The sequence below is a fragment of the Hamadaea sp. NPDC050747 genome, assembly GCF_040654195.1.
GTDB lineage: Bacteria > Actinomycetota > Actinomycetes > Mycobacteriales > Micromonosporaceae > Hamadaea.
In genome coordinates, this window is sequence record NZ_JBFAHM010000004.1 from 39921 (window position 1) to 61708 (window position 21788).

The following is a 21788-nucleotide window of genomic DNA, read 5'->3' on the forward strand; positions in this document are numbered from 1 at the left end:
CGGGCATTTCGCCGCGCGAAACGGCATGGCTGGCGCGATGATCACGGGAAGGCCGGTACTACGCTGGGCACATGATCACTCTGGCGGACATCATCGCCGCCCGGCGGCGCATCGAGGGCCGGATCCGGCGTACGCCCGTCTTCGAGGCGGCGCCGGAGCTGGTCTTCAAGCTCGAATACCTCCAGCACACGGGTTCGTTCAAGGCCCGGGGCGCGCTGAACAACGTGCTGGCAGCCCAGGAACGGGGTGATCTCGGTCCGGCTGGGGTGATCGCGGCGTCCGGCGGCAACGCCGGGCTGGCCGTCGCGTGGGCTGCGGCGCAGGTCGGCGTACCGGCCGAGATCCACGTCCCGGCGAACGCGCCGGCCGTCAAGGTGAAGCGGCTCCAGGCGCTCGGGGCGACCGTGGTGCAGACGGGCACCGAGTACAGCCACGCCCTGGCCGCCTCGGCCGAACGCGCCACGCAGACCGGCGCGTTCGTGTGTCACGCGTACGACCAGCCCGAGATGGTCGCCGGAGCGGGCACCATCGCCCTGGAACTCCTTGCGGACACCACGGTGGACACCGTGCTCGTGGCGGTCGGCGGGGGTGGGCTCGTCGGCGGGATCGCGGCCGCCCTGGATGACACCCCGGTACGCGTAGTGGGCGTCGAACCCGTCGCGGCGCCCAGCCTGCATACCGCTCTCGACCGGGGTGGCCCGGTGGACGTCGAGGTCGGTGGCTACGCCGCCGACTCCCTCGGGGCACGCCGCGCCGGCCGGATCGCGTACGCCGTCGCCGAACGCACGGCGATGGTCAGTGCCCTCGTGGCGGACGCGGCGATCCGGGAGGCCCGGCAGCGGCTGTGGGACGAGTGGCGGATCGTCGCCGAACCCGGGGCGGCCGCGGCGTACGCCGGGCTGACCGCGTACCGGCCCGAGCCGGGCGAACGGGTGGCCGTCATCGTGTGCGGGGCGAACACCGACCCGAGTGACCTGGTCTAGCCCTGACCGCCGTCGGCGGGCACGATCAGGGTCTTTCCGCGGAGCCGACCGGCTTCGGCGTCGGCGTGCGCCGCGGCGAGCTCGGCGAGCGGCCGGACGCCGGCGACGTCCACGGCGACCACTCCGGCGTCGACCAGCCGGACGAGGTCGGCCAGCTGCTCCGGGTCTCGCCGCATCACGAACTGCTCACTGCGTACGCCGTCGGCCGCCACCTCGGTGGTGATGGAGACGATCACGCCGCCCGGCCGGACGAGCCCGGCGACCGCGGCTCCCGAATCGGGGACCAGGTGCAGCAGCACGTCGACCGGTTCGGCGACGGCGTCGGCGACGGGTCCCGCGGTGTAGTCGACGATCTCGTGCGCGCCGAAGCGGCGTACGGCGTCGGCGCTGCGGGCGGAGGCGGTGGCGAGCACATGCCCGCCCGCGTGCCGGGCGAGCTGCACGGCCAATCCGCCTACGCCGCCGCCCGCCCCGTTGATGAGGACCCGGTGTCCTGGCCGGATCCGCGCGCGGTCGATCGCCTGCCACGCGGTCAGCCCCGCGATCGGCAGCGCGGCGGCGTCTCTCAGCGGGATGCGCTGTGGGGCGCGTACCAGGAGCTCGGCGGGGGCGACGGCGTACTCGGCGGCTGCGCCGCCGTCGAGCTGACCGATGACGGGGTCGCCCGGCGCCAGCCCGCGCACGCCCGGTCCGACTGCCGTGATCGTGCCCGCGACATCCCAGCCCAGCGTGTACGGCAGCGTGACCGGGAGGATCTCGGTGAGCCAGCCGGACCGGAGCCCGATCTCGGAGGGGTTGACGGAGGTGGCGGCGACCTCGAGGAGGACTTCGCCAGGTCCGGGGACCGGGCGGGCGACGTCGTCGAGGCGGATCACGGACGGGTCGCCGAAGGCGTGGATTCTCGCGGCTTGCATGTCCTCGACGCTAGGCGAACCTTCGCGAGACGATCTATGGGACGCAGTCCCGAAAACTTAAGCAATCGTCTCGTGCGAGAGTGTGCCCGTGGACGTGCTCAGCGACGTGATCAGCGTGATGCGGACGGGCCGGCCCCGGTCGGCGCAGGTAACCTGGCACGCGCCGTGGGCGCAGCGGTTCGCCGGCGTGCCGGGCTCGGCCGGGTTCCAGATCATCCTGAGTGGACCGTGCACGCTGGTCGAGCCCGGGCCGGTGGTGCTGGCTCCCGGTGACGTCCTGCTCCTGCCGCACGGGCGCGGGCTCACCCTCGCCGACAACGCGTCGACGCCGGTGACCGTGCCGGAGTGCGAATCCACCGGGCCGCCCGGTGAGCGCGGCGCCGTCGCCGTGGTGGGCGAGCCGAGCGGTCCGGGCGCTCCGGCGACGGTGACGCTGTGCGGGGCGTACGAGCTGGATCGGGCGCTGACGCATCCGTTCCTGCTGAGCCTGCCGGAGCTGATCCATCTTCCGGCGCACCTCGGCCGGCACCCCGAGCTGCGTACGGTGGTCGACCTGCTCGCGGCCGAGCTGGCCGCGCCCCGGCTCGGCGGCGACGCGGCGGTCCGGGCACTGCTGGACACGTTGCTGCTGCTCATCCTGCGCAGCTGGGTCGACGACGCCGCGCCGGACACCCGGACCGGCTGGGCCGCCGCGTTGCGCGATCCCGCGACGGTGGCCGCGCTGGACGCCGTCCATCGCGATCCGGCCCGGCCGTGGACGGTCGCCGCGCTGGCCGCCGAGGCCGGGCTGTCCCGGGCGCCGTTCGCCCGCCGGTTCGCCGAACTGACCGGGCGGCCGCCGCTGGCGTACCTGACGTGGTGGCGGATGACGCTGGCGGCCAGGCTGCTCCGGCAGACCGACGCCCCGCTGCACGCGATCGCCCGGCGGGTCGGCTACGGCTCCGAGTACGCCTTCACCGCCGCGTTCAAACGCCAGTACGCGTCGCCGCCGGGCCGGTACCGCCGGTCGGGTTAGCCGAAGATCCGGGCCCGGTCGAGGACGCAGACCGCTTCGGTTCGGTCCTCCACCGCGGCATCGCGTTCGTAGCGGAACCCGGCTTTGAGCAGCGCCCGGATCGACTGCTCGTTGGCCGCGTCCGGGGAGGCGAGCACCCGGGGCGCGGCCGGGGCGACGTCGCGGGCGTACGCCCAGATCGCCTGGGGGCCGACGCCCCGCCCGACGAGGGCGGGGTCGCCGAGGAGGTAGTCGATCGCGACGGCGTCGTCGTCGCCCACGGCCTCCGCGTACGCCGGATAGTCGGCGGTCCGGTAGTGCTGGAAGATCCCGGCCGGGACGTCGTCGACGAGCAGCACCTGCACCTGCACGGGGCTGTTGCCGTCGACGCGGGGGCCGTATTTGCGCTCGATCGAGGCCAGGTCGTCGGGCCGGTGCCGCCACCAGTGGGCGACGTGCGGCTCGGCGAGCCAGCCGAGCAGGGCCGGGAAGTCGGCCCGAGTCAGCGGCCGGAACGCCAGGCGGGGCAGCGGTACGCCGGACCCGCGGCGGAAGTTGTCGGCGACCGACTCGGGGGCGAGCCGGGCGAGCGCGACGTCGCGGGCGAGCCACTCGAAGCGGTCGTGCTCGGGGTCGATCATGACGACGGCCGCGGCCGGGTCGACCTCGGCGGCGAAGACCGCCCAGCCGCCGGACAGGTCGACCGGGCGCAGGTCCAGTCCGAGCAGCCCGGCTTCCTCGGCGAGTTCCCGGACTGCGCCGGTCAGCACCGGTTCGCCCGGGTGCCGGGCGCCGGACGGCGAGGTCCAGGCCCAGTCGCCTTCGTAGTCCGGGCCTTCGTGGCTGCGGTGCAGGAGCAGGAACTGCGCCCCGTCCGGGCCGGGACGGCGGACCACGACGCCCGAGCCGCGCGGGTTGTCGGGCGCGATCGGCAGCCCGTCCCACGTGGTTTCGAGCTCTGGCTCCGGCGCACCCTCCGGCTCGGTCGCGACATCCGTCTCTTCGGTCACCCGACGACCCTACCGGTCGGTGCATCTGTGCCGGGCTCCGCGCCGATACGATTGGATCATGGGGATCGACCCGGGCCTGAGCGGTGTGCCGGAGACCGCGCTGTGGACGCTCTATCACCGCGTACGCGAGGCTCGGCGGCCGGACACCGTGCTGCCCGATCCGATGGCGGTGCATCTGATCGAGCAGTTCGACTATCCGTTCGAAACCCGGTTCGGCGTGGGTTTCCCGGTGCAGCCGCAGATCATGGCACTGCGGGCGCGGACCTTCGACGACGAGGTGCGCCGGTTTCTCGGCGATCATCCGGGCGGGCAGGTCGTCGCGCTGGGCGAAGGGCTGGAGACGACCTATTGGCGGGTCGGCGATCCGCAGGTCCGCTGGCTGACCGTCGATCTGCCGCCCATGGTGGAGTTGCGCCGGCGGCTGCTGCCGCAGGAGGACCGGCAGCGGCTGTGGGCCGGGTCCGCGCTGGATCCGGCCTGGCTGGACGAGGTCGACCCGTCGCGGGGCGTGCTGGTGACCGCCCAGGGGCTGATGATGTATCTGCAGCCCGCTGAGGCGGAGGGACTGATCGCCACCGTCGCGGAGCGGTTCCCCGGCGGGCGGATGATCTTCGACGCGATTACGCCGGCGATCGATCAGCAGGTCGTCCGCCACATCCGCGGCCGTAGCGCGTTCGAGCCGCCGCCGCTGCACTGGTTCGTCAGCCCGCAGGACCTGCCCCGGCTGCGCGCGCTGTCACCGGCGATCTCCGGCGTACGCGAGGTGCAGCCCCGGGTCGGCCGCGGTCTCGCGGGCTGGCTGGCGCCCCGGCTGAAGCGCATCCCCGGCCTGAGCCGCCGCCGGCCCATGATTCTCGTGGTGGACTTCTGAGGGACTTGACCCTCACGTAACGGGAGGCGGCAGGCTGGTCCGTGGAAGGAGGGGAGAGGCCATGAGCTATTCCGTGGGCCGGGTCGCCGAGCTGGCCGGCGTCACCGTACGCACGCTGCATCACTACGACGAGATCGGGCTGCTGACGCCGGGCGGCCGGACGAGCGCCGGGTACCGCCGCTACGACGACGCCGACCTGGACCGCCTGCAGCGGATCCTGCTCTACCGGGAGCTCGGGTTCACCCTCGAGGAGATCGCCGTCATTCTCGACGACCCGGAGGCGGACGCGGCCGAGCATCTGCGCCGCCAGCACCGGTTGCTGACCGACCGGATCGCCCGGCTGCGGGAGATGGTGGCGGCGGTCGAATACGTGTTGGAGGCACAGAAGGTGGGCATCAACCTCACGCCGGAGGAGAAGTTCGAGGTGTTCGGGGAGTTCGACCCCGACCGGTACGCCGAGGAGGCCGAGCAGCGCTGGGGCGGCACCGACGCGTACGCCGAGTCGGCGCGGCGGACCCAGCGGTACACCAAGGACGACTGGCAGCGGATTCAGCAGGAGTCCGCCGAGCTGCTGGAGCGCTTCGTCGCCGCGTACGACGCGGGGGTGCCGGCCGACAGCGAGGACGGCATGGCGCTGGCGGAGGAGCATCGGCAGCAGATCACGAAGTTCTACTACGACTGCACGTTCGAGATCCACACCGGGCTGGCCGAGCTGTACCTGGCCGACGAGCGGTTCACCGCGACCTACGACGGGCACCGGCCGGGCCTGGCCCGGTATGTGCACGACGCCATCGTGGCGAACGCGATCACCCGCGCCTGACCCCCGGCGGGCGTGGAGTTCACTCATGCCGGACGCATTGAGAAATTGATGCATTTATTGCTAGCGTCGGCCGGGTAACCGCCACGAGGGGGTCGTGATGACCATGGCCGACCGGTCGCCTGTCTCGTTTCCGTTCGCCGAACCGCCGTCGCTGTACCACCCCTCGCCCGAGCTGGGCGAGCTGCGGGAAGAGCAGCCGGTGGCGCCGGTCGTCTTCCCCGACGGCGCCACCGCCTGGCTCGTCACCCGGCACGCCGACGTACGCCAGGTGCTCACCGATCCGCGTTTCTCCCGGGCGCAGGCCGTCGCGGGCGCGGTCGAATCCGGACTGGGCCGGTTGGCGAGCGAGTCCATCATCGGCATGGATCCGCCCGAGCACACCCGGTTGCGGCGGCTCGTCGCCGGCGCGTTCACCGCCCGGCGGGTGGAGCAGCTGCGGCCCCGGGTGGTGTCCATCGTCGACGATCTGCTGCTCGCCCTGCGGAAGCTGCCGCAACCCGCCGACCTGGTGCACAACTTCAGCCTGGCGTTGCCCGTACGCGTCATCTGCGAGCTGCTCGGCGTGCCGGAGTCCGATCAGTATCGGTTCCACGGCTGGTCCGACTCCGTGATGGGCGACCGCAGCCGCGACCCGGCGATCATCTCGGCCGCCTTCGAGAGCCTGCAGGGCTACCTGTCCGAGCTGATCGCCGACAAGCGCAGGCATCCGGCCGACGACCTGATGACCGCCCTCATCAACGCCCGCGACAACAGCGATCGGCTGTCCGAAGCCGAACTGGTCAATCTCGGCGTGTCGCTGCTCATCGGCGGGCACGAGACGACGGCCAACCAGATCGTGATGATGCTCCTGACCCTGCGGGCGCACCCGGAACAGTGGGCGGCACTCCAGGCCGACCCGTCACTGGTCCCGGCCGCGGTCGAGGAACTGATGCGCTTCACGCAACTCGGCGCGGGCGGTGGCGGCATCGCGCGGGTTACCACCGAGCCGGTGGAGTTGTCCGGCGTCACCATCCCGGCGGGGCAGGCCGTGCTGCCCGCACTCGCCTCCGCCAACCGTGATCCGCGCGTCTTCGCCGACCCGGACACCCTCGACCTCGACCGCGGCGACTCGCACGGGCACCTCGGGTTCGGGGCCGGCGTACACCACTGCCTGGGGGCGCAGCTGGCGCGCATGGAGCTGCAGGAAGCCCTGGCGGGAATCCTGCGCAACCTGCCCGGCTTCCAGATCACGACGGACGACGGCGACATCGCCTTCAAGCCGACGATGATCGTGCGGTCGGTCGCCACCCTCCCCGTCCGGTGGGACGCGTGATGTGGACTGTCCGCGTCGACCGGTCGCAATGCATCGGCTCGGCCATGTGCGTCGGCGTCGCCCGCGACCGGTTCAAGCTCGACGCGGACGACCGCTCGGTGCCGGTGACGTCGCCGATCGAGCCGGACGAACGCGTCCGCGACGCGGCGGCCAACTGCCCGATGGAGGCGATCGAGCTGCGCGACGCCACGACGGGGGAGTTGATCGACCCCTACGCCTGAGCGTCGCTCGGGTAGCGTGCGGCGGGTGATCGACACCTACTCGCTGCCGCCCGGCCCGCCCGACATCATGCCCGAGGGCATAGCCGGCCACGGGGACGTCTTCTACGTCTCCAGCGCCCGGCACGGCGCCCTCTACCGCGGCCGCCTCGGCGAGCCCACGCTGGAGCTGTGGCAACCGGCCGGCGCCGACGGGCGTACACAGGCGCTCGGGCTCACGGTCGACCCGCTCGGGCGCCTGCTGGTCTGCGGCTGGGAGACCGGCCACCTGTTCGCGTACGACACGGCCACCGGCGTGCTGTCCGCGCGGGTCACGGTCGACGCGCCGGTCGCCGGCCTCAACGACGTCTGCGTCCTCGACGGGTACGCCTATGTGACCGACTCGAAACGGCCGGTGATCTGGCGGCTGGCCGTCGACGGGGAGGTGGGACCGGCCGAGGAGTTCGTCGACCTCGGCCCGTTCGGCGCGCCCGACGCGGCGGACTGCTTCCTCAACGGCATCGTCCCCGGGCCCACGCCCGGCACGCTGATCGTCTGCGACCAGGCGGAGGAGGTGCTGTGGCGGGTCGACACCGTCACGGGCACCGCCGAACGGGTGGATCTCGGGGGAGCGCACCTCGCCGGGGACGGCCTGGTCTGGGTCGACGACGTCCTGTACGCCTGCGACAACTCCGAGGCCGACGGCGTCATCCGGATGTGGCTCACCGCGCTGGCGCTGTCCGGCGACGGGCGTACGGGCAAGGTGGTCCAGCGGTGGGAGCGGCCGGTGGCGGACACTCCGACCACGGCGGCGTACCTCGACGGGCGCTTGCTGCTGGTGAACTCGCAGATGTTCGCCGAGCGCAGCGGCTATCCGGTCCGGCAGCCGTTCACGGTCAGCGCGCTGACCCCACCGCACATCTGATGTCCTAGGACGCCGTAGAGGGAGTGACGCATGCTGCCCGAAGGACCACACCGGATCACGGTCAACGACGTCGAGCATTGGGTCCGGATCGAGGGGAGCGACGCCCCGGGCCGGCCGGTGGTCTTCGTCCACGGCGGACCGGGGGCGAACGCCGCGATCCTGGAGCAGACTGTCGGCCCGTATCTGGCCGCGTCGCATCCGGTCGTCTACTACGACCAGCGGGGCTGTGGCCGGTCCGGGCCGGCGCCGGGCTATTCGACCGACGACCTCGTGTCCGACCTGGACGGTCTGGTGGAAGCGCTCGGTTTGGCGCCGGTGACGTTGGCCGGGTTCTCGTTCGGCGGGCAGGTGGCCGCGGAGTACGCGGTGCGCCATCCCGATCGCGTGGACCGGCTGATCCTGGTCGCCCCGTTGATCCAGGGCCCGCTGCGGTGGGACAACCGGCTCGCGGCGATGGACGCGGTGGCCGATCCGGTGTTCCGTCAGCGGCTCCGGGCCGCCGCGCCGTCCGTGGAGTTCACCCTCGGCCATCACGCCTTCGGTGAGCTGGCCGAGTTGTGGGCGGCGATGGACGAGCCGACGGGTGCGCGGTTCTCGTTGCACGATCCGGCGACGCGCCGCCCGCCGGGGCTGCCGGAGGAGGAGGGGCTCGCGCGGAACGTGGCGTTCTCCCAGGCTTTGCTAGCCGAGCGGCGCGATGCTCCGCTGCTGGACGACCTGGCGGACGTGGACGTGCCGACACTCGTCATCGTCGGGCTCTACGACCGCAACGTCGGAGTGGACGCCTGCCGGGACGTCGTGGACCGCATGCCGGACGCGCGATTGGCGGTCATGCTGCGCAGCGCGCACGCTCCGATCGAGGAGCCCGAGGCGTACGCCGCTGCGATGACCGCATTTCTAGTGTCCTAGGACGTCCTACGCGGTGTGATGCCACGTAGACCTATTAGCAGGAGCGCCTTCGGCGCACCGACTCAAAGGGGCCGCCCTTGTCGATCTTGAATTCGACGCATCGGTTCGCCGTCACCGGCGACGTGCTGGTCAAGCGGTACGCCTCGTGGGATCGCGGCGAGCACCTGCGGGAGTGGACGGTGCTGTCGGCGTTGGCCGTCGCGGCACCGGATCTGGTGCCGTGTCCGGTCGAGTCCGGGGTGGACGCCGTACCGCCGTGGCTGTCGATGAGGGTGCTGCCCGGCGAACCGTTGTCGGGGCGGCTCGACGGCGTACGCCTCGACGCGCTGGAGGTGGCGTTGCGCCGGTTGTGGTCGGTTCCGGTCGGGTCGTTACCGCTGCGGCGGTTCGATCCGGCGTACTGCTGCGATGAGGTGCGCCGCCGGTTGGCGGGGTCGGCGCGTCCGGGCGGGGTCGCCGGGGACGCGTTCGACGTGGCGCTCGGCGTGCCGCCGCTGCCGGTGGTGTCGCCGTCGGTGGTCGGGCATGGGGATCCGAATCTGGCGAACTACCTGTGGGACGGCGTACGCGTCCGGGTGGTGGACTTCGAGGACGCGGGCGCGTCGGATGTGGCGTACGAGCTGGCGACGTTGGTGGAGCATCTGTCGGCGCGTGAGGTGGACGCGGACCTGTTCTGCGCGCGGTTCGCCGATCTGGGGCTGGATGCCGGGCGGTTGCGGCTGGCGCGGGTGTGGTGGGCGGCGTTCTGGCTGCATCTGCTGCTGCCGGGTGGGCCGGCGGCGCGCCGGAATCCGCCCGGAACGCTGGAGGCTCAGGCGCTGCGGCTGCTCGCGTTGGCCGGCTGAGTGCCGAGTCCCGCGTGGTATGCGCGCGCTGTCAGCACGATCTCCTCGGGCGGTGTGCGGGTGTCGTCGTATGCCAGGACGTGCTTGGGCTGGTTGCGCAGGGTCCATTCGATGGCCGGGCCGGTGAGGTGGACGCCGAGTACGTCGTGCCACGGCACGGGTCGCCGGAAGCGGCCGAAGCGGATGCCCTCGTCGGTGAGGCGGATGGGCATCGGAGCGCGGCGGCGTCCGGCGCGGCGTCGGCGGGTGGCCGAGTCGATCAGGTGGAAGGCGGCGTAGGCGAGCGCGCTGAGGACGAGAGTCGGCACAGCGCGGGCGGGTTCCAGGGACCGGCCGGTGTGGCGGGCGAGGAGGTAGCCGAGCGGTGCGGCGATGGGTATCGCGGCGAGGACGACTGGCAGGGTGCGGAAGTGGCGGCGGATCGTGTGCGGTTCGGGCCAGGCCGGTGTGGGGGTCTGCTGGATCAGCGCGCGGAGGTTCGGTGTCTCGGCGGTCTCCGGTGGGTTGTGGTGGCGGCGTAGCAGCAGCCCGCTGAGGCCGGCGCCGGCGAAGAACGCCGTGACGCCGAGGACGGCGCTGATGATGATGGGCGCGTCGGCGGCTCCGGCGTCGTGGATGGATCCGCCGAGCAGGAACAGGGCAGCTGCCGCGGCGCCCCATCCGAGGGCGGTCAGCCACACGGTGACCCGCAGGTGGCGCTGGCCCAGAAGTCGGGAGCCGCGGGCGGCGGTGATGATGGCTGCGGCGACGGCGGGGTCGGGGTGGGCTTTGCCGTGTGCGGCGAGCCAGAGGGCTTCGGTCCGGGTGGCCGCGGGCAGCGCGGACCAGGCTGGGTCTGCGGCCGGTGGCATGGGCTGAGGTTAGCGGGTCAGCGCAATTCGCGGCGGATGACGAGTTTGAGGGCGGACCAGACGTCGTCGACGGCGGCGACTTTGACGTCGACGAGGCCGGTGGGCAGGGCGATGTCGCGGATGGCGGCTTCGGTGAGGTCGGTGGGTTCGGCGAGGCCTTTCTTGACGGCGGCTTGTTTGGGCCAGCAGACCCAGTAGGCGGCGTCGGGGGCCATCGCTGTGCGTACTCGGGGGAGGTCGTCGAGCAGCGCGGCGCGGGTGGTGACGAAGGTGAGGATGACGTCGAGCGGGCCGTGCAGGGTGGTGCGGGCGGTGGCGCCGAGGTCGAGGGTGAGGCCGGCGGGCCGATGGAGGACCGCCAGCCGGGTTGTCGGGGTGATGCCGAGTTTGCGGGGCAGGGGAGTGCCGGAGTAGCCGCTCATTCCGATCGCACGGTCAGCAGGAGTTTGCCGGTGGTACGCCGTCCTTCGAGGTCTTCGTGGGCGCGTCGGGCTTGGCTGAGCGGGTATCGCTGGGAGACCTGGATGCGTAGTTGCCCGCCGGCGATCCAGCTGAACAGGTCGTGGGCGCGGCCGAGGAGTTCGTCGCGGTCGGCGACGTAGTGGGCGAGGGTGGGCCGGGTGACGAACAGGGAGCCGAGGCCAGACAGGCGTTGCAGGTCGAACGGTGGTACCGGGCCGCTGGCCGCGCCGAAGAGGGCGATCAGCGCGCGGGGGCGTACGCATTGCAGGTCGCCTTCGAAGGTGGACGCTCCGACGCCGTCGTAGACGATGTCGACGCCGCGGCCGCCGGTCAGTTCTTTGACCTGTTCCGGGAAGGGTGTCTGGTCGTAGCGGATCACGTCGTCGGCGCCGGCTTGGCGGGCGAGTTTCTCCTTCTCCTCGGTGGACACGGTGCCGATGACCCGGCCGCCTTGGAGTTTGATCAGCTGGGTGAGGAGCAGTCCCATGCCGCCGGCGGCGGCGTGCACGAGGACTTGGTCGCCGGGGCGAACGGCGTACGTGGAGTGGGTCAGGTAGTGCGCGGTCAGTCCTTGCAGCATCGCGGCGGCGGCGAGGTCGAGGTCCACCCCGGACGGCACGTGCACCAGCATTTTCTCCGGTACGACGGCCAGTTCGGCGTAGCTGCCGGGCACCGAGCACCAGGCGACCCGGTCGCCGGGGGCCACGTGGGTCACGCCGTCGCCGACTTCGGCGACGATGCCGGCGCCTTCGGATCCGGGGACGAGCGGCAGCGGCAGCGGGTAGCGGCCTTCGCGGTGGTAGACGTCGATGAAGTTCACTCCGGCGGTGGCGACTCGCACGAGCGCCTGCCCGGGGCCGGGCCGCGGGTCGGGGCGTTCGGTGTAGGTGAGGGCCTCGGGACCGCCGGGGGCGTCGACGACAATCGCATGCATTCCCTCACCCTAGTGCGGGCGGGAGCCGGTGGCGCGGTGGTCAGGCCAGGCCCGGCAGGTAGGGCGGCAGGGCGGCGCCGGGGGCGAGGCGCTGGTATTGCGGCGAGTCGACGAAGCGGGCCAGCACGTAGCCGGAGGCCAGGGTGAAGGCCCGCCCGGACAGGATCTCCTCGCCGGGCAGGAACACCTTGTGCACCCGGGTGGGTTCGGGTAGTTCCCCGGCGGGGGTGATCTCGACGACCTGGGCCACGTCTTCGGGGGTGGCGTGGGTGCGCCCGCAGAACGCGACGGTCAGCACGGGGTGGCCGGGGGCGTATCCGGACCAGAACAGTTCCAGGTCGCCGTCGACGGGGACGTGGGCGACCTGGGCCGCGACGCGGGCGCCCGCCGTGGCCGGGTCCTCCCCGGCCTCGACGCGCGCGTGTGGCAGGCTCCACCGGTTGGGCCGGTCGGCGGCCTGGTCGTCGTGCAGGTGCACGAGGATCCGGCCCTGGAAGTCGACCAGGGCCACCAGCGCGATGCGGGCTGTCATGGGTCTAGTCTGCCTCGCCCGATCAAGCCGTGCCGTCCGCACCGGTGAGCGGCTGCGGCCGTCAGCCCATCCAGTTCATCTTGTCGGGGTCGGGTCCGATGCGGCCGTCGGCGTCGAGCCCGTCGATCGCGGCCATGTCCGGGGCGGACAGTTCGAAGCCGAACACGTCGAGGTTTTCGGCGATCCGGGATGGGGTGACCGACTTCGGGATGACGATGTTGCCGAGTTGCAGGTGCCAGCGCAGCACGACTTGGGCCGGCGTACGGCCGTGCGTGTCGGCGATCTTGGCCAGGACGGGGTCGTCGAGCAGTCCCTTGCCCTGCCCGAGGGGGCTCCACGCCTCGGTCGCGATGCCGTGCTCGGCGTGGTACGCCCGCAGCGCCGCCTGGTTGAACCGCGGGTGCAGTTCGATCTGGTTGACGGCGGGGACGACGCCGCTGTCGTCGATGACGCGGGTCAGGTTGGCCTGGGTGAAGTTGGAGACGCCGATCGCGCGTACGCGGCCGGCTTCCTGCAGCTCGACGAGGGTCCGCCAGGCCTCGGTGTACTTGTCCTGCCGCGGAACCGGCCAGTGGATCAGGTAGAGGTCCAGATAGTCCAGGCCGAGCTTGTCCAGGCTGGCGTCGAAGGCGCGCAGCACCTTGTCGTGGTCGTGGTCGTCGTTCCACAGTTTGGTGGTGATGAACAGTTCGTCGCGGGCGATCCCGGACTCGGCGATCGCCCGGCCGACGCCTTCCTCGTTGAAGTACAGCTTGGCGGTGTCGATGCTGCGGTAGCCGGCCCGCAGTGCGGTGGCGACCGCGTCGTGGGCCTGTTGGTCGGGCACCTGCCAGACGCCGAAACCGAGCTGCGGCATGACGACGCCGTTGTTCAACGTGACTGTCTGCATGCTCCCGATGATTCCACTTGCCCGGCGGCGGGATCGGGACAACGCTGCGGAGTGTGACCATCATCCGGGCGTACGCCCTCGAGAGGGATGCCGAGGGCGTCGCCGCGCTCGCCGGCGAGGTGTGGCATCGGCCGGTGCCCGTGCAGGACATCCTGGAGCAGGAGCGGACCGCCCCGGCCGGGCGGATCGCGGTGCAGCTGGTCGCCGAGTCCGGCGGCGTGGTCGCGTATGGGAACGCGATCTGGGATCCGGCGAACCCGGCCGGGTTGTTCCAGGTCGACGTCGTCGTGACGGCCGGACGTCGGCGTCGGGGGCTCGGCTCGGCGCTGCTGACCCGGGTGGAGCGGTTCGCCGTCGAGCACGGCGCGACCCGGCTCGGCGCGGTCGTGCCCGGGTTCGACGAGGACACCGGTACGGCTTTCGCCGCACGTCACGGGTATCGGGTAGTGCGCCGGGCGTATCACTCCTATTTGACGGTGGCCGACGTGGACCCGGGGCTGCTGGCGGAGCCGGACCCGCCGGGCGTCGAGGTGACGACGCTGGCCGCGCTGGGCGACGGTGAGCAGGCCCGGCGGGCGTTGTGGGACGTGCACGAGCGGACGGTGCCGGACATGCCGGGGTCGCGGACCGCGGCCCGGCGGCCGTACGCGGACTTCGCCGAGGCGGTGCTGGGGCGGCGGTGGTTCCGGGCGGACGGCGCGTTCCTCGCGTTCGCCGGCGGTGCGGCGGTGGGTTTGGCGATCGTGTCGTTCCAGCCGGAGAGCGACTCGATGAACCACACGTTCACCGGGGTGCTGCCGGAATGGCGTGGCCGTGGTGTGGCGTCGGCGCTGAAACGGGCCACGATCCGGTACGCGCGGCAGGTGGGGGTGGCGACGATGCGGGCGGGCAACGACGCGGCGAACGCGCCGATGCTGGCGATCAACGCACGGTTCGGCTATCAGCGGCGCGGCGGTCACGTCCGGCTCGAAAAGACTGTCCCGCCTTCTCCGCCGGATGCCGTCCCGCCGATCATGAACTGATGGCCGTGATCGGCCGGTGTGTCGTGTCCGGGGCGTCCTGATCGATTCCCGGGCGCCTTGATCAGCGAGCGGGCTGGGCCGCGGCCGGCGTGGCTGCCGGCGTCGTGGCTGGGCTCGGCTGGTCGGTGGCCGGCAGGACCGCGTCGAGCAGGCCGGGGAAGCGTTCGGCGACCTCGCCGGCGCGCAGCCGGACGTATTTACTGGTGCCTTCGCGGCGGGTGGTGGTCAGGCCCGCTTCGCGGAGCACCTTGAGGTGGTGTGAGCGGGTGGCTTTCGGCATGTCGGGGAACAGGTGGCCGCAGGCGTACTCGTGGCCGCCGGACAGCGTCGCCACGATCTGCAGGCGGATCGGGTCGGACAGGGCGAACAGCACGGCGGTGACCGGTACTTCGGTCAGGGCCGGCTCGTCGGGGTTCACGGCGGAAGTCACGTGATCGTCCTCACCACGTCATTGGTTCGACTTTTCTCGAACAAGCTCCTAGGCTCAGCTTGTTCGGATCTTGTCGAACAATACCTGGCTTGGAAGGGGACCGCCATGGGCCGCGCCGCCGCCCTCACCTCCGTACTCATCTGGGGCGTCCAGTTCAGCGTGCTCGCCGCCGCGCTGCGGCGACTGGACGCGTACCACTTCAGCAGTCTGCGGTTCGCGCTCGGAGCGCTGGTCGTCGCCCTGGTGCTGGTCTGGCGGGAAGGCCGCGGCGCGCTGCGCTACGAAGGCCGCCTGCTCGCCGCCACCGGCTACGGCGCGGCCGGGTTCGCCGCGTTCAGCATCCTGCTCATCGTCGCGCTCGGCTACACGTCGCCGCAGAACGTCGCCCTGGTCGCGGCCACCTCGCCGATCCTCACTCAGCTGCTGCGCTGGGTCCTGGACGGCGTACGCCCCCACCCGGCGATCCTCGCCCTGGCCGTGGCCGCCCTCGCCGGTCTGGCCCTAGTCATCACGAAGGGACAGCTCGGCGGATTCGGCGCGTTCGGCCTCGGCGACCTGATGGCGCTGGGCGCGGCGCTCGGCTGGTCGATCTTCACCTACGGCGCGGGGAAGTTCCCCGGCTGGAGCCCGCTGCGCTACACCACCCTGACCATGATCGGCGGCGCGGGCGTGACGATCGCGGTGACGGTGATCGCCGACCTCACCGGCCTGGCCCACCTGCCGGCGATCTCCGCGGTGTGGGCGGTCACCCCGCACCTGGTCTACGTCGCCGTCATCGGCTCGGTCCTGGCCGCTGGAGTGTGGACGGTGGCCGTACGCTCGCTGGGCGCCACCACAGCGGTCCTGTTCATGAACCTCGTGCCGATCATCGCGCTGCTCGTGGCGGTGGCGACCGGCGCCCGGCTGAGCGCGGTCGAACTGCTCGGCGCGGCGATCACCGTGGCGGCGCTGCTCGGCGCGGCCGCTGTCCACCGGAGGGTGACCGCCACCGCCGCCCGGGCCGCAGGCTCGGCCTCCACGCCGGCTGTTTCGGTCCCGGCGTCGGTTGTTTCGGTCCCGGCGTCGGCCGCGCAGGTCCCGGTACGCTCCGAGGCATGACCATCCCAGGCTTGTCCTTCGGCTCGGCTGCCCGCCTCTACGACACGATCCGGCCCACCTATCCGCAGACGGCGATCACCTGGGCGCTGCGCCCGGTGCTCGGCGAGCGGCCGGTGCGGGTGCTGGATCTGGGGGCGGGCACCGGGCTGCTGTCCGGCGTACTGGTGGCTGCCGGGCACGAGGTGGTCGCGGTCGAACCGGACGACCAGATGCGGGCGGTGGCCGCCGGGAACCTGCCCGGCGTCGAAGTGCTGTCCGGCAGCGCGGAGCAGATCCCGCTGCCGGACGCGTCCGTCGACGCGGTCGTCGTCGGGCAGGCGTACCACTGGTTCACGCCCGAGCGGGCGCTGCCGGAGATCCGCCGGGTGCTGCGCGCAGAAGGCGTGTTCGCTCCGATGTGGAACATCCGCGACGAGCGTACGCCGTGGGTGGCGGCGTTCTCCGAGGTCGTCGGCCAGGAAGGCTGGGGCTTGGACGAAGGCTGGCCGTATGGGGCGGTCGAACCGTGGTTCACCACGCCGGAGCTCGGCATGTTCGAGCACACGGTGCCGATCCCACCGGCGGCGCTGGTCGACCTGGCCCGGTCGCGCTCCTACTACCTGACCGCCGACGCCGACGAGCAGGCGCGGCTGGACCGGGACCTCGCCACGCTGGCCGATACGCACCCGGACCTGGCCGGGCGGGACGTCGTCGACATGCCCTACCGGACGTGCGTATACCGGATGCGGCCCGCCTGACTCTGTCGCAGTCGGGTGGGCGCGTCGCGATCGGGTGAGGCCGTCGCGTTATCGGGTCGGGCCGTCGCGATCGGGTCGGGCCGTCGCGATCGGGTCGGGCCGTCGCGATCGGGTCGGGCCGTCGCGTTATCCCGGATAACGCGGCTTATCGCTCGCGTGAAGGGGACGTTTTCCCGGATAACGTGAGACGGCCCCAACGTGAGACGGCCCCAACGCGAGATGGGTTGGCAACGCGAGACCACCCCAACGCGACACGGGTCACACCCTGTCCCAGGTGACGGGCTCCCGCAGGTCACGCCGCGAGCGGGAGCACCTCCGCGCCGGCCAGCTCGGCGAGCAGTTTGCCCGGCACGAGCAGCTTGCCGCGCCGGCGTCCGCTGCCGATCACGACCCACGGCGTACCGGCGACGGCGGCGTCGACGAGCACCGGCCACGACGCGGGCAGGCCGATCGGGGTGATGCCGCCGTACTCCATGCCGGTCTGCTCGACGGCGTCGTCCATCGGCGCGAACGACGCCTTGCGCGCGTCGAGCCGTTTGCGGATCACCCCGTTGACGTCGGCCCGGGTGCTGGCCAGCACGACACACGCCGCCATCGTGGTGTTCTCACCGCGCCGCCCGGCCACCACGACACAGTTCGCCGACTGCTCCGGCGGCACGGCGTACACCTCGCCGAACACGGCGGTGTCGGCGTTGGCCGGGTCGGTGTCGACCACGAGCACCGACCCGGCGTGCTCCCAGCCGGACAGGGCCGCGGCCACCGGCGGGGCGAGCAGGTCCAGGCGCTCGGCCGCGGGCCAGGCCGCGTCGAAGCGGCCGATGGGCGTGTCAGTCATCCCGCCAGCATACGAACGCCCGCCGCCGGGCTGCGTGACGGCGTGGTCCCGGCCGGGAAACGCTGGGGCGTCGGCGGATACGCGTAGGCTGGCAGCCGATGGCGACCTGTCTGTTCTGCGAGATCGCCGCCGGTCGGCAACCGGCGGCCGTTGTGTACGCCGACGATCTGGTGACGGCGTTCCTGGACATCCGCCCGTTGTTTCCCGGGCACACGCTGGTCGTGCCGAAGGAGCACATCGCGGTGCTGGCCGACCTGCCCGCGCCGGACGTCGGCCCGTACTTCGCGCAGGTGCAGCGGATCGCGGTCGCGGTGCAGTCGGCGATGGGCGGGCAGGGCAGTTTCGTGGCCGTCAACAATGTGGTGTCGCAGAGCGTCCCGCATCTGCACACGCATGTCGTGCCGCGGACCAAGGGCGACGGGCTGCGCGGATTCTTCTGGCCCCGCGCCAAGTACGCCTCGTCGCAGGAGGCCGACGACGTGGCAGCCAAGATCCGCGCGGCCCTCTAGGCAAGCCGCCGCGAAGAAGACGAGCCGTCCGCTAAGGCGAGCGGTAGACGGTCGAGCTACGGCGTACGGTCATCCCGGCGCGTTCGTAGACGCCGAGCGCCCCGGTGTCGGAGTGGGTCCACACGACGCAGGAGCGCCGCCCGGCCGCGTGGCACGCGGCGAAGCAGGCCCGCAGCAGCGCCTGGGCCAGGCCCCGGCCCCGGTGGTCGGCGCGTACGGCGAGGCGTTCGATGTAGCCGTCGGCGATGCCGGGCAGGTCCAGCGCGAGCAGCACGCCGACGATCTGACCGCCGGCGGTCGCGATGACCGATCGCGCCGGGTCGAACGTATCCCGCCCGACCGTCAGCATCGCCCATTCCTCGTAGGACTTGCGCCGCTGCTGCCACTCGTCGAAGGCGTCTTCGAGCACCGTGTACGCGTCGTGCTCGTCGCCGGGCTGGAACGGCCGCAGGGCGATCCCGTCCGGGGCGTCCGGCGCGGGCGGCTCGTCGAACGCGATCGCCAACTGCCAGGAGGTCACCATGGGCGTCCAGCCGTGCGAGCGCAGCAGCCGGGTGGCGGCGTGGTCGCCGTCGGGGACGGTCTGGCTGATCACCGCCGCACCGGCGCGGAGTTCGATCCAGTCGAGCAGCCCGGTCCCGATGCCCCGGCCCCGGTGTGCGGGGTGGACGTCGGCGTCGCTGCGGCGGTTCACCCAGGCCCACGCGGCGACCGTGCCGTCCGGGCCGGTCACCAGCACCGTGTCGCTGGCCGGGTCGAGCCCGGGCCGGCCCAGCACCGCCCGGATCTCGTCGGCGTCGCTCTCGGCATACCCGAGCAGCTGCCGTTCGCAGGCCTGGATCAGCGCGTGCAGCGCGGCGATGTCGCGGGCCTGGACGGGACGGGTGGTGTAGCCGGGCGGAAGGACAAGATCAGTCACCGGCCGAGTCTAGGCGGCCGTCAACTGGGCAGGCCGGCCGCGACCCGCAACCAGAAGTCCACGTCGGACGGGCCGTGGTGGCGGATCGCCCAGTCGACCAGCCGCAGGCTCATGTGCGCCCAGTACGCCCGCAGCCGGTCCGGAGCGAGCGCGGCCAGCCGCTCGTCGAGCATGGGCAGCAGCGCCGGGCTGCGCAGCGCCACGTCGAAGCGCAGCGTCACCAGGTCCAGCGCACGGTCGCCGCGCCCGGCGCCGTCCCAGTCCACGACGCCGGTGAGCGTCCCATCGCCGAACAGCGTGTTTCCAGGATGGAAGTCGAGGTGCACCAGGTCGTCGCCGTCGGCGACGTCGCGGTCCTCCCCGGCCTCGCGTACGCGGCGCAGCAGCGCCCGGGTTCGCCCGTCGTAGGCCGCGAGGGTTTCGTGAACGCAGAACCCGGGACCGCTGCGCCGCAGGAACAACTCCAGCTCACTGCCGGCTCGAGCGTTCGGGCCGGCCGGCATGAGCCCGGCGAACAGGTCGTGGACGGCGAGCAGCTGGCCGAGCGCGTCGGCGTCCAAGCTCGCCGGTGGTACGCCGGGCAGCAGCTCCTGCACGACGTACGGGCCGGCGCACAGCAGATACTCGGGGGCGGGAATGCCGGCGGCGCGGGCGATCGGGATCAGCTGTGCGGTGGCGGCCCGGCCGCTGGACAGCACCGATCGGGTGCCGTCGGGCCAGCGCACGTACGCCGCCCCGACCTCACCGCCCGCGCATGGGCCGTCGTAGCGCAGCCGGACCCCGGTGTGTTCGGCGATGGCGCCGATCGCGGCGTACGGGTCGAGGCGGCGCACCGGGTCGGTCACGGCGCGCAGCGTAACGCTAGGCCCGGTGACGGGTGAAGCGGATAATCCGGGCATGGACCTCAGCGCGTTCTACGGCGTCGTGTCGGGCATCAACTTCACCCTGCTCGGCCTGTGGTGGGTCGCGGTCCGGGAGCGGCCCGAGGTCGGGGTCGGCACCGCCGCCGGACGGAAGATGGCTTACCTGGTCGCGTTGCAGTTCCTGATCCCGGGCACGATGGCGTTGCTGTCGCAGGTCGCGCCGGACGAACCCGGGCTGTGGCGGGCGTCGTTCACCATCGCCGGTGTGGCCGGGGCGTACGGCAGTGTGCTGCTGGGCCGGTCGCTGACGCGGGTGCCGGGGCAGGCGCTCGTCGCGGGCCTGATCCGCTGGGGGTCGGGCCTGCTGTATGCGGCCGTCGCGGTGCTCGCCGCGATACCGGGGCTGACCGCCGGTCTGACCTTGTCGGCGTTGCAGGTCGAGGCGGTGCTGCTGTGCCTGCTGGTGTTCCTCGGTGTGCACGCCGCGTGGGTGGTCGCGATGGTCCCCAAGGAAACCTGAGTCCGGTGCGGTAGGCTCCGCCGCCGTGAGCCTCACCGATCTCTGGGACCGTTTCACCGCCGTCCAGGCGCCTCCGGCGTCCGGCCTCATCCTGGCGACCGCGGTCGCGGCGCTCGCGGCGGTGCTCGTCCCCGCGGTGTGGCGGCTGGCCCGGAACCTGATCACGATCACCCACGAGGGCGGGCACGCGCTCGTCGCGGTGCTCACCGGGCGGCAGTTGCGCGGGATCCGGCTGCACTCGGACACGTCCGGGCTGACGCTGGCCCGGGGCAAGCCGCGCGGACTCGGGATGATCCTCACCTTGTCGGCCGGATATCTGATGCCGTCGCTGCTCGGGCTGGCGGCCGCGGCGGTGCTCGCGACGGGCCGGGTGACTCTGCTGCTGTGGGCGGCGCTGATCCTGCTGTTTCTGGTGCTGCTGCTCATCCGTAACTGGTTCGGGCTGCTGTCGGTGACCGTGACCGGTGCGGTGGTGTTCGCGGTGTCCTACTACGCCGCCGAGGCGACCCAGGCCGCGATCACCTACGTCGCGGTGTGGTTCCTGCTGATCGGCGGGGTCAAACCGGTCCTGGAACTGCGCGGCCGCCGCCGTCGCGGGCGGACCGGCTCCGACCCCGATCAGCTGGCCCGGATCACCGGCGTGCCGGCCGGCGTGTGGATCGCCGTCTTCTCGGTCGCCAACCTCGCCTGCCTCGCGTACGGGGGTTATCTTCTCGTCCAAGACTGGGTTATGTAGACGCCGGGTTTCGATTACCGTACGCGAGGTGATGATCCCCTTCACCTACGCCTTCGACGGCTACTGCGGATGGTGCTACGGGTTCGCCCCCGCGTTGCACAAGTTCGCGCGCGACAACGCCGACCGGGTCAGCATCCGCGTGCTGTCGGCCGGCATGCGCGTCGGCGACCGCATCAAACCGTTCAGCGCCCTGCGGTTCACGACCACCTCCAACGAGAAGGTGACCGAAGCCCTCGGCGCGGTCTTCGGCCCCGGCTACCGCGCGCTGGTCGACGAAGGCAGCTTCGCGATGGACTCGCACGGCCCCGCGTACGGGCTGATCGCGCTCAGCCTCCAGGCCCCGGAGCGGGCACTGGAGTTCGCCGGGGCGATGCAGTCCGCGTTCTTCCTCGACGGGCACTCACTGTCCGACCCCGACACCTACTACGCGCTCGCCGAACGGTTCGGCCTCGACCCCGACCAGGTGGTCGCCGCGCTCGGCCGCCCCGAGGTCCAGGAACGCGCTCTGCGGGAGATGCGGGAGGTACGCGACCTCGGCGTGCCCGGCTACCCGACGCTGCTGATCCACCTGCCCGGTCAGGCTCCGCAGATCTTCGGCGCCGAGGAGATGAGCGGCGACGAGCTGACCGCCGAGTTGACCAAGGTGCTCGCCGAGAACGGCCTGGGCTGAT

Annotated in this window: 27 protein-coding genes; 16 read left to right on the forward strand and 11 right to left on the reverse strand. The window is 72.1% G+C overall.

Features of this window, described 5'->3' with window-relative positions; all coding sequences use genetic code 11:
- Positions 1 to 71: 71 nt before the first annotated feature.
- Complete coding sequence (locus AB0H43_RS09405; RefSeq protein ID WP_359998738.1) at positions 72 to 983, forward strand: serine/threonine dehydratase; 912 nt, start codon at positions 72 to 74, stop codon at positions 981 to 983.
- On the opposite strand, the gene AB0H43_RS09410 is transcribed toward AB0H43_RS09405, so the two are convergent.
- Entirely contained in the window at positions 980 to 1897 is a 918-nt protein-coding gene (locus AB0H43_RS09410) for an NADP-dependent oxidoreductase (RefSeq protein WP_359998740.1), read from the reverse strand. The genes AB0H43_RS09405 and AB0H43_RS09410 overlap by 4 nt on opposite strands.
- 88 nt (positions 1898 to 1985) lie before the next feature.
- Here AB0H43_RS09410 and AB0H43_RS09415 point away from each other — a divergent pair, with 88 nt between their 5' ends.
- Positions 1986 to 2912, forward strand: coding sequence for an AraC family transcriptional regulator (locus AB0H43_RS09415; RefSeq protein WP_359998742.1), 927 nt, complete (start codon positions 1986 to 1988; stop codon positions 2910 to 2912).
- Here AB0H43_RS09415 and AB0H43_RS09420 read toward each other — a convergent pair.
- Complete coding sequence (locus AB0H43_RS09420) at positions 2909 to 3901, reverse strand: GNAT family N-acetyltransferase (RefSeq protein ID WP_359998744.1); 993 nt, start codon at positions 3899 to 3901, stop codon at positions 2909 to 2911. The two genes, AB0H43_RS09415 and AB0H43_RS09420, sit on opposite strands and share 4 nt — an antisense overlap.
- Positions 3902 to 3959: 58 nt before the next feature.
- Here AB0H43_RS09420 and AB0H43_RS09425 point away from each other — a divergent pair, with 58 nt between their 5' ends.
- The 7 genes from AB0H43_RS09425 (at position 3960) to AB0H43_RS09455 (ending at position 9780) form a co-directional block, all read left to right on the forward strand.
- Positions 3960 to 4772, forward strand: a complete 813-nt coding sequence (locus AB0H43_RS09425; protein WP_359998746.1) for a class I SAM-dependent methyltransferase — start codon at positions 3960 to 3962, stop codon at positions 4770 to 4772.
- Between the two features lie 61 nt (positions 4773 to 4833).
- Positions 4834 to 5592, forward strand: coding sequence for a MerR family transcriptional regulator (locus tag AB0H43_RS09430; protein WP_359998748.1), 759 nt, complete (start codon positions 4834 to 4836; stop codon positions 5590 to 5592).
- Positions 5593 to 5689: 97 nt separating this feature from the next.
- Positions 5690 to 6904: a cytochrome P450 gene (locus AB0H43_RS09435; protein ID WP_359998749.1), complete on the forward strand. Its 1215-nt coding sequence runs from the start codon at positions 5690 to 5692 to the stop codon at positions 6902 to 6904.
- Positions 6904 to 7125, forward strand: a complete 222-nt coding sequence (locus tag AB0H43_RS09440; protein WP_359998751.1) for a ferredoxin — start codon at positions 6904 to 6906, stop codon at positions 7123 to 7125. Before AB0H43_RS09435 ends, AB0H43_RS09440 begins: the two co-directional genes overlap by 1 nt.
- Before the next feature lie 25 nt (positions 7126 to 7150).
- Entirely contained in the window at positions 7151 to 8026 is an 876-nt protein-coding gene (locus AB0H43_RS09445) for a hypothetical protein (protein WP_359998753.1), read from the forward strand.
- 30 nt (positions 8027 to 8056) lie between these two features.
- A complete protein-coding gene (locus AB0H43_RS09450) occupies positions 8057 to 8935 on the forward strand; it encodes an alpha/beta hydrolase (protein ID WP_359998755.1) in 879 nt (292 codons plus the stop codon).
- 77 nt (positions 8936 to 9012) lie between these two features.
- On the forward strand, positions 9013 to 9780 hold the full coding sequence (locus AB0H43_RS09455) for a phosphotransferase (RefSeq protein ID WP_359998757.1): 768 nt from the start codon (positions 9013 to 9015) through the stop codon (positions 9778 to 9780).
- Here AB0H43_RS09455 and AB0H43_RS09460 read toward each other — a convergent pair.
- From AB0H43_RS09460 to AB0H43_RS09480, 5 genes are all read right to left on the reverse strand, one after another.
- A complete protein-coding gene (locus AB0H43_RS09460) occupies positions 9747 to 10631 on the reverse strand; it encodes a hypothetical protein (RefSeq protein ID WP_359998759.1) in 885 nt (294 codons plus the stop codon). The two genes, AB0H43_RS09455 and AB0H43_RS09460, sit on opposite strands and share 34 nt — an antisense overlap.
- 17 nt (positions 10632 to 10648) lie before the next feature.
- Positions 10649 to 11053, reverse strand: coding sequence for a DUF3052 domain-containing protein (locus AB0H43_RS09465; protein WP_359998761.1), 405 nt, complete (start codon positions 11051 to 11053; stop codon positions 10649 to 10651).
- Entirely contained in the window at positions 11050 to 12027 is a 978-nt protein-coding gene (locus AB0H43_RS09470; protein WP_359998763.1) for a quinone oxidoreductase, read from the reverse strand. The genes AB0H43_RS09465 and AB0H43_RS09470 overlap by 4 nt, the downstream gene beginning before the upstream one ends.
- 40 nt (positions 12028 to 12067) lie before the next feature.
- A complete protein-coding gene (locus tag AB0H43_RS09475) occupies positions 12068 to 12559 on the reverse strand; it encodes a hypothetical protein (protein ID WP_359998765.1) in 492 nt (163 codons plus the stop codon).
- Between the two features lie 61 nt (positions 12560 to 12620).
- Complete coding sequence (locus tag AB0H43_RS09480; protein ID WP_359998767.1) at positions 12621 to 13448, reverse strand: aldo/keto reductase; 828 nt, start codon at positions 13446 to 13448, stop codon at positions 12621 to 12623.
- A gap of 53 nt (positions 13449 to 13501) precedes the next feature.
- On the opposite strand from AB0H43_RS09480, the gene AB0H43_RS09485 reads away from it, so the two are divergent.
- On the forward strand, positions 13502 to 14470 hold the full coding sequence (locus AB0H43_RS09485) for a GNAT family N-acetyltransferase (RefSeq protein WP_359998769.1): 969 nt from the start codon (positions 13502 to 13504) through the stop codon (positions 14468 to 14470).
- 61 nt (positions 14471 to 14531) lie between these two features.
- On the opposite strand, the gene AB0H43_RS09490 is transcribed toward AB0H43_RS09485, so the two are convergent.
- Entirely contained in the window at positions 14532 to 14900 is a 369-nt protein-coding gene (locus AB0H43_RS09490) for a metalloregulator ArsR/SmtB family transcription factor (protein ID WP_359998771.1), read from the reverse strand.
- 105 nt (positions 14901 to 15005) lie between these two features.
- On the opposite strand from AB0H43_RS09490, the gene AB0H43_RS09495 reads away from it, so the two are divergent.
- Together AB0H43_RS09495 and AB0H43_RS09500 are read left to right on the forward strand one after the other, a co-directional pair.
- Positions 15006 to 15998, forward strand: coding sequence for a DMT family transporter (locus AB0H43_RS09495; protein ID WP_359998773.1), 993 nt, complete (start codon positions 15006 to 15008; stop codon positions 15996 to 15998).
- Positions 15995 to 16735 carry a class I SAM-dependent methyltransferase gene (locus tag AB0H43_RS09500; protein WP_359998775.1) on the forward strand — a complete coding sequence of 247 codons (741 nt, stop codon included), beginning with the start codon at positions 15995 to 15997 and terminating at the stop codon, positions 16733 to 16735. The genes AB0H43_RS09495 and AB0H43_RS09500 overlap by 4 nt, the downstream gene beginning before the upstream one ends.
- 292 nt (positions 16736 to 17027) lie before the next feature.
- On the opposite strand, the gene AB0H43_RS09505 is transcribed toward AB0H43_RS09500, so the two are convergent.
- Positions 17028 to 17570 (reverse strand): YbaK/EbsC family protein, encoded by a 543-nt coding sequence (locus AB0H43_RS09505; protein ID WP_359998776.1) that lies wholly within the window; start codon positions 17568 to 17570, stop codon positions 17028 to 17030.
- Between the two features lie 98 nt (positions 17571 to 17668).
- Here AB0H43_RS09505 and AB0H43_RS09510 point away from each other — a divergent pair, with 98 nt between their 5' ends.
- Positions 17669 to 18079, forward strand: coding sequence for an HIT family protein (locus AB0H43_RS09510; protein ID WP_359998777.1), 411 nt, complete (start codon positions 17669 to 17671; stop codon positions 18077 to 18079).
- A 31-nt stretch (positions 18080 to 18110) separates the two neighbouring features.
- Here AB0H43_RS09510 and AB0H43_RS09515 read toward each other — a convergent pair whose 3' ends face one another.
- Together AB0H43_RS09515 and AB0H43_RS09520 are read right to left on the reverse strand one after the other, a co-directional pair.
- Positions 18111 to 18998, reverse strand: coding sequence for a GNAT family N-acetyltransferase (locus AB0H43_RS09515; RefSeq protein WP_359998779.1), 888 nt, complete (start codon positions 18996 to 18998; stop codon positions 18111 to 18113).
- Between the two features lie 20 nt (positions 18999 to 19018).
- Positions 19019 to 19843, reverse strand: a complete 825-nt coding sequence (locus AB0H43_RS09520; protein WP_359998781.1) for a phosphotransferase — start codon at positions 19841 to 19843, stop codon at positions 19019 to 19021.
- Between the two features lie 52 nt (positions 19844 to 19895).
- Between AB0H43_RS09520 and AB0H43_RS09525 the strand changes: the two genes are divergently transcribed.
- The 3 genes from AB0H43_RS09525 to AB0H43_RS09535 are packed head-to-tail and all read left to right on the forward strand — an operon-like array spanning position 19896 to position 21787.
- Positions 19896 to 20381, forward strand: coding sequence for a hypothetical protein (locus AB0H43_RS09525; protein ID WP_359998783.1), 486 nt, complete (start codon positions 19896 to 19898; stop codon positions 20379 to 20381).
- 25 nt (positions 20382 to 20406) lie between these two features.
- Positions 20407 to 21117 carry a M50 family metallopeptidase gene (locus tag AB0H43_RS09530; RefSeq protein ID WP_359998785.1) on the forward strand — a complete coding sequence of 237 codons (711 nt, stop codon included), beginning with the start codon at positions 20407 to 20409 and terminating at the stop codon, positions 21115 to 21117.
- A gap of 31 nt (positions 21118 to 21148) precedes the next feature.
- Positions 21149 to 21787: a DsbA family protein gene (locus AB0H43_RS09535; protein WP_359999314.1), complete on the forward strand. Its 639-nt coding sequence runs from the start codon at positions 21149 to 21151 to the stop codon at positions 21785 to 21787.
- Position 21788 lies beyond the last annotated feature (1 nt).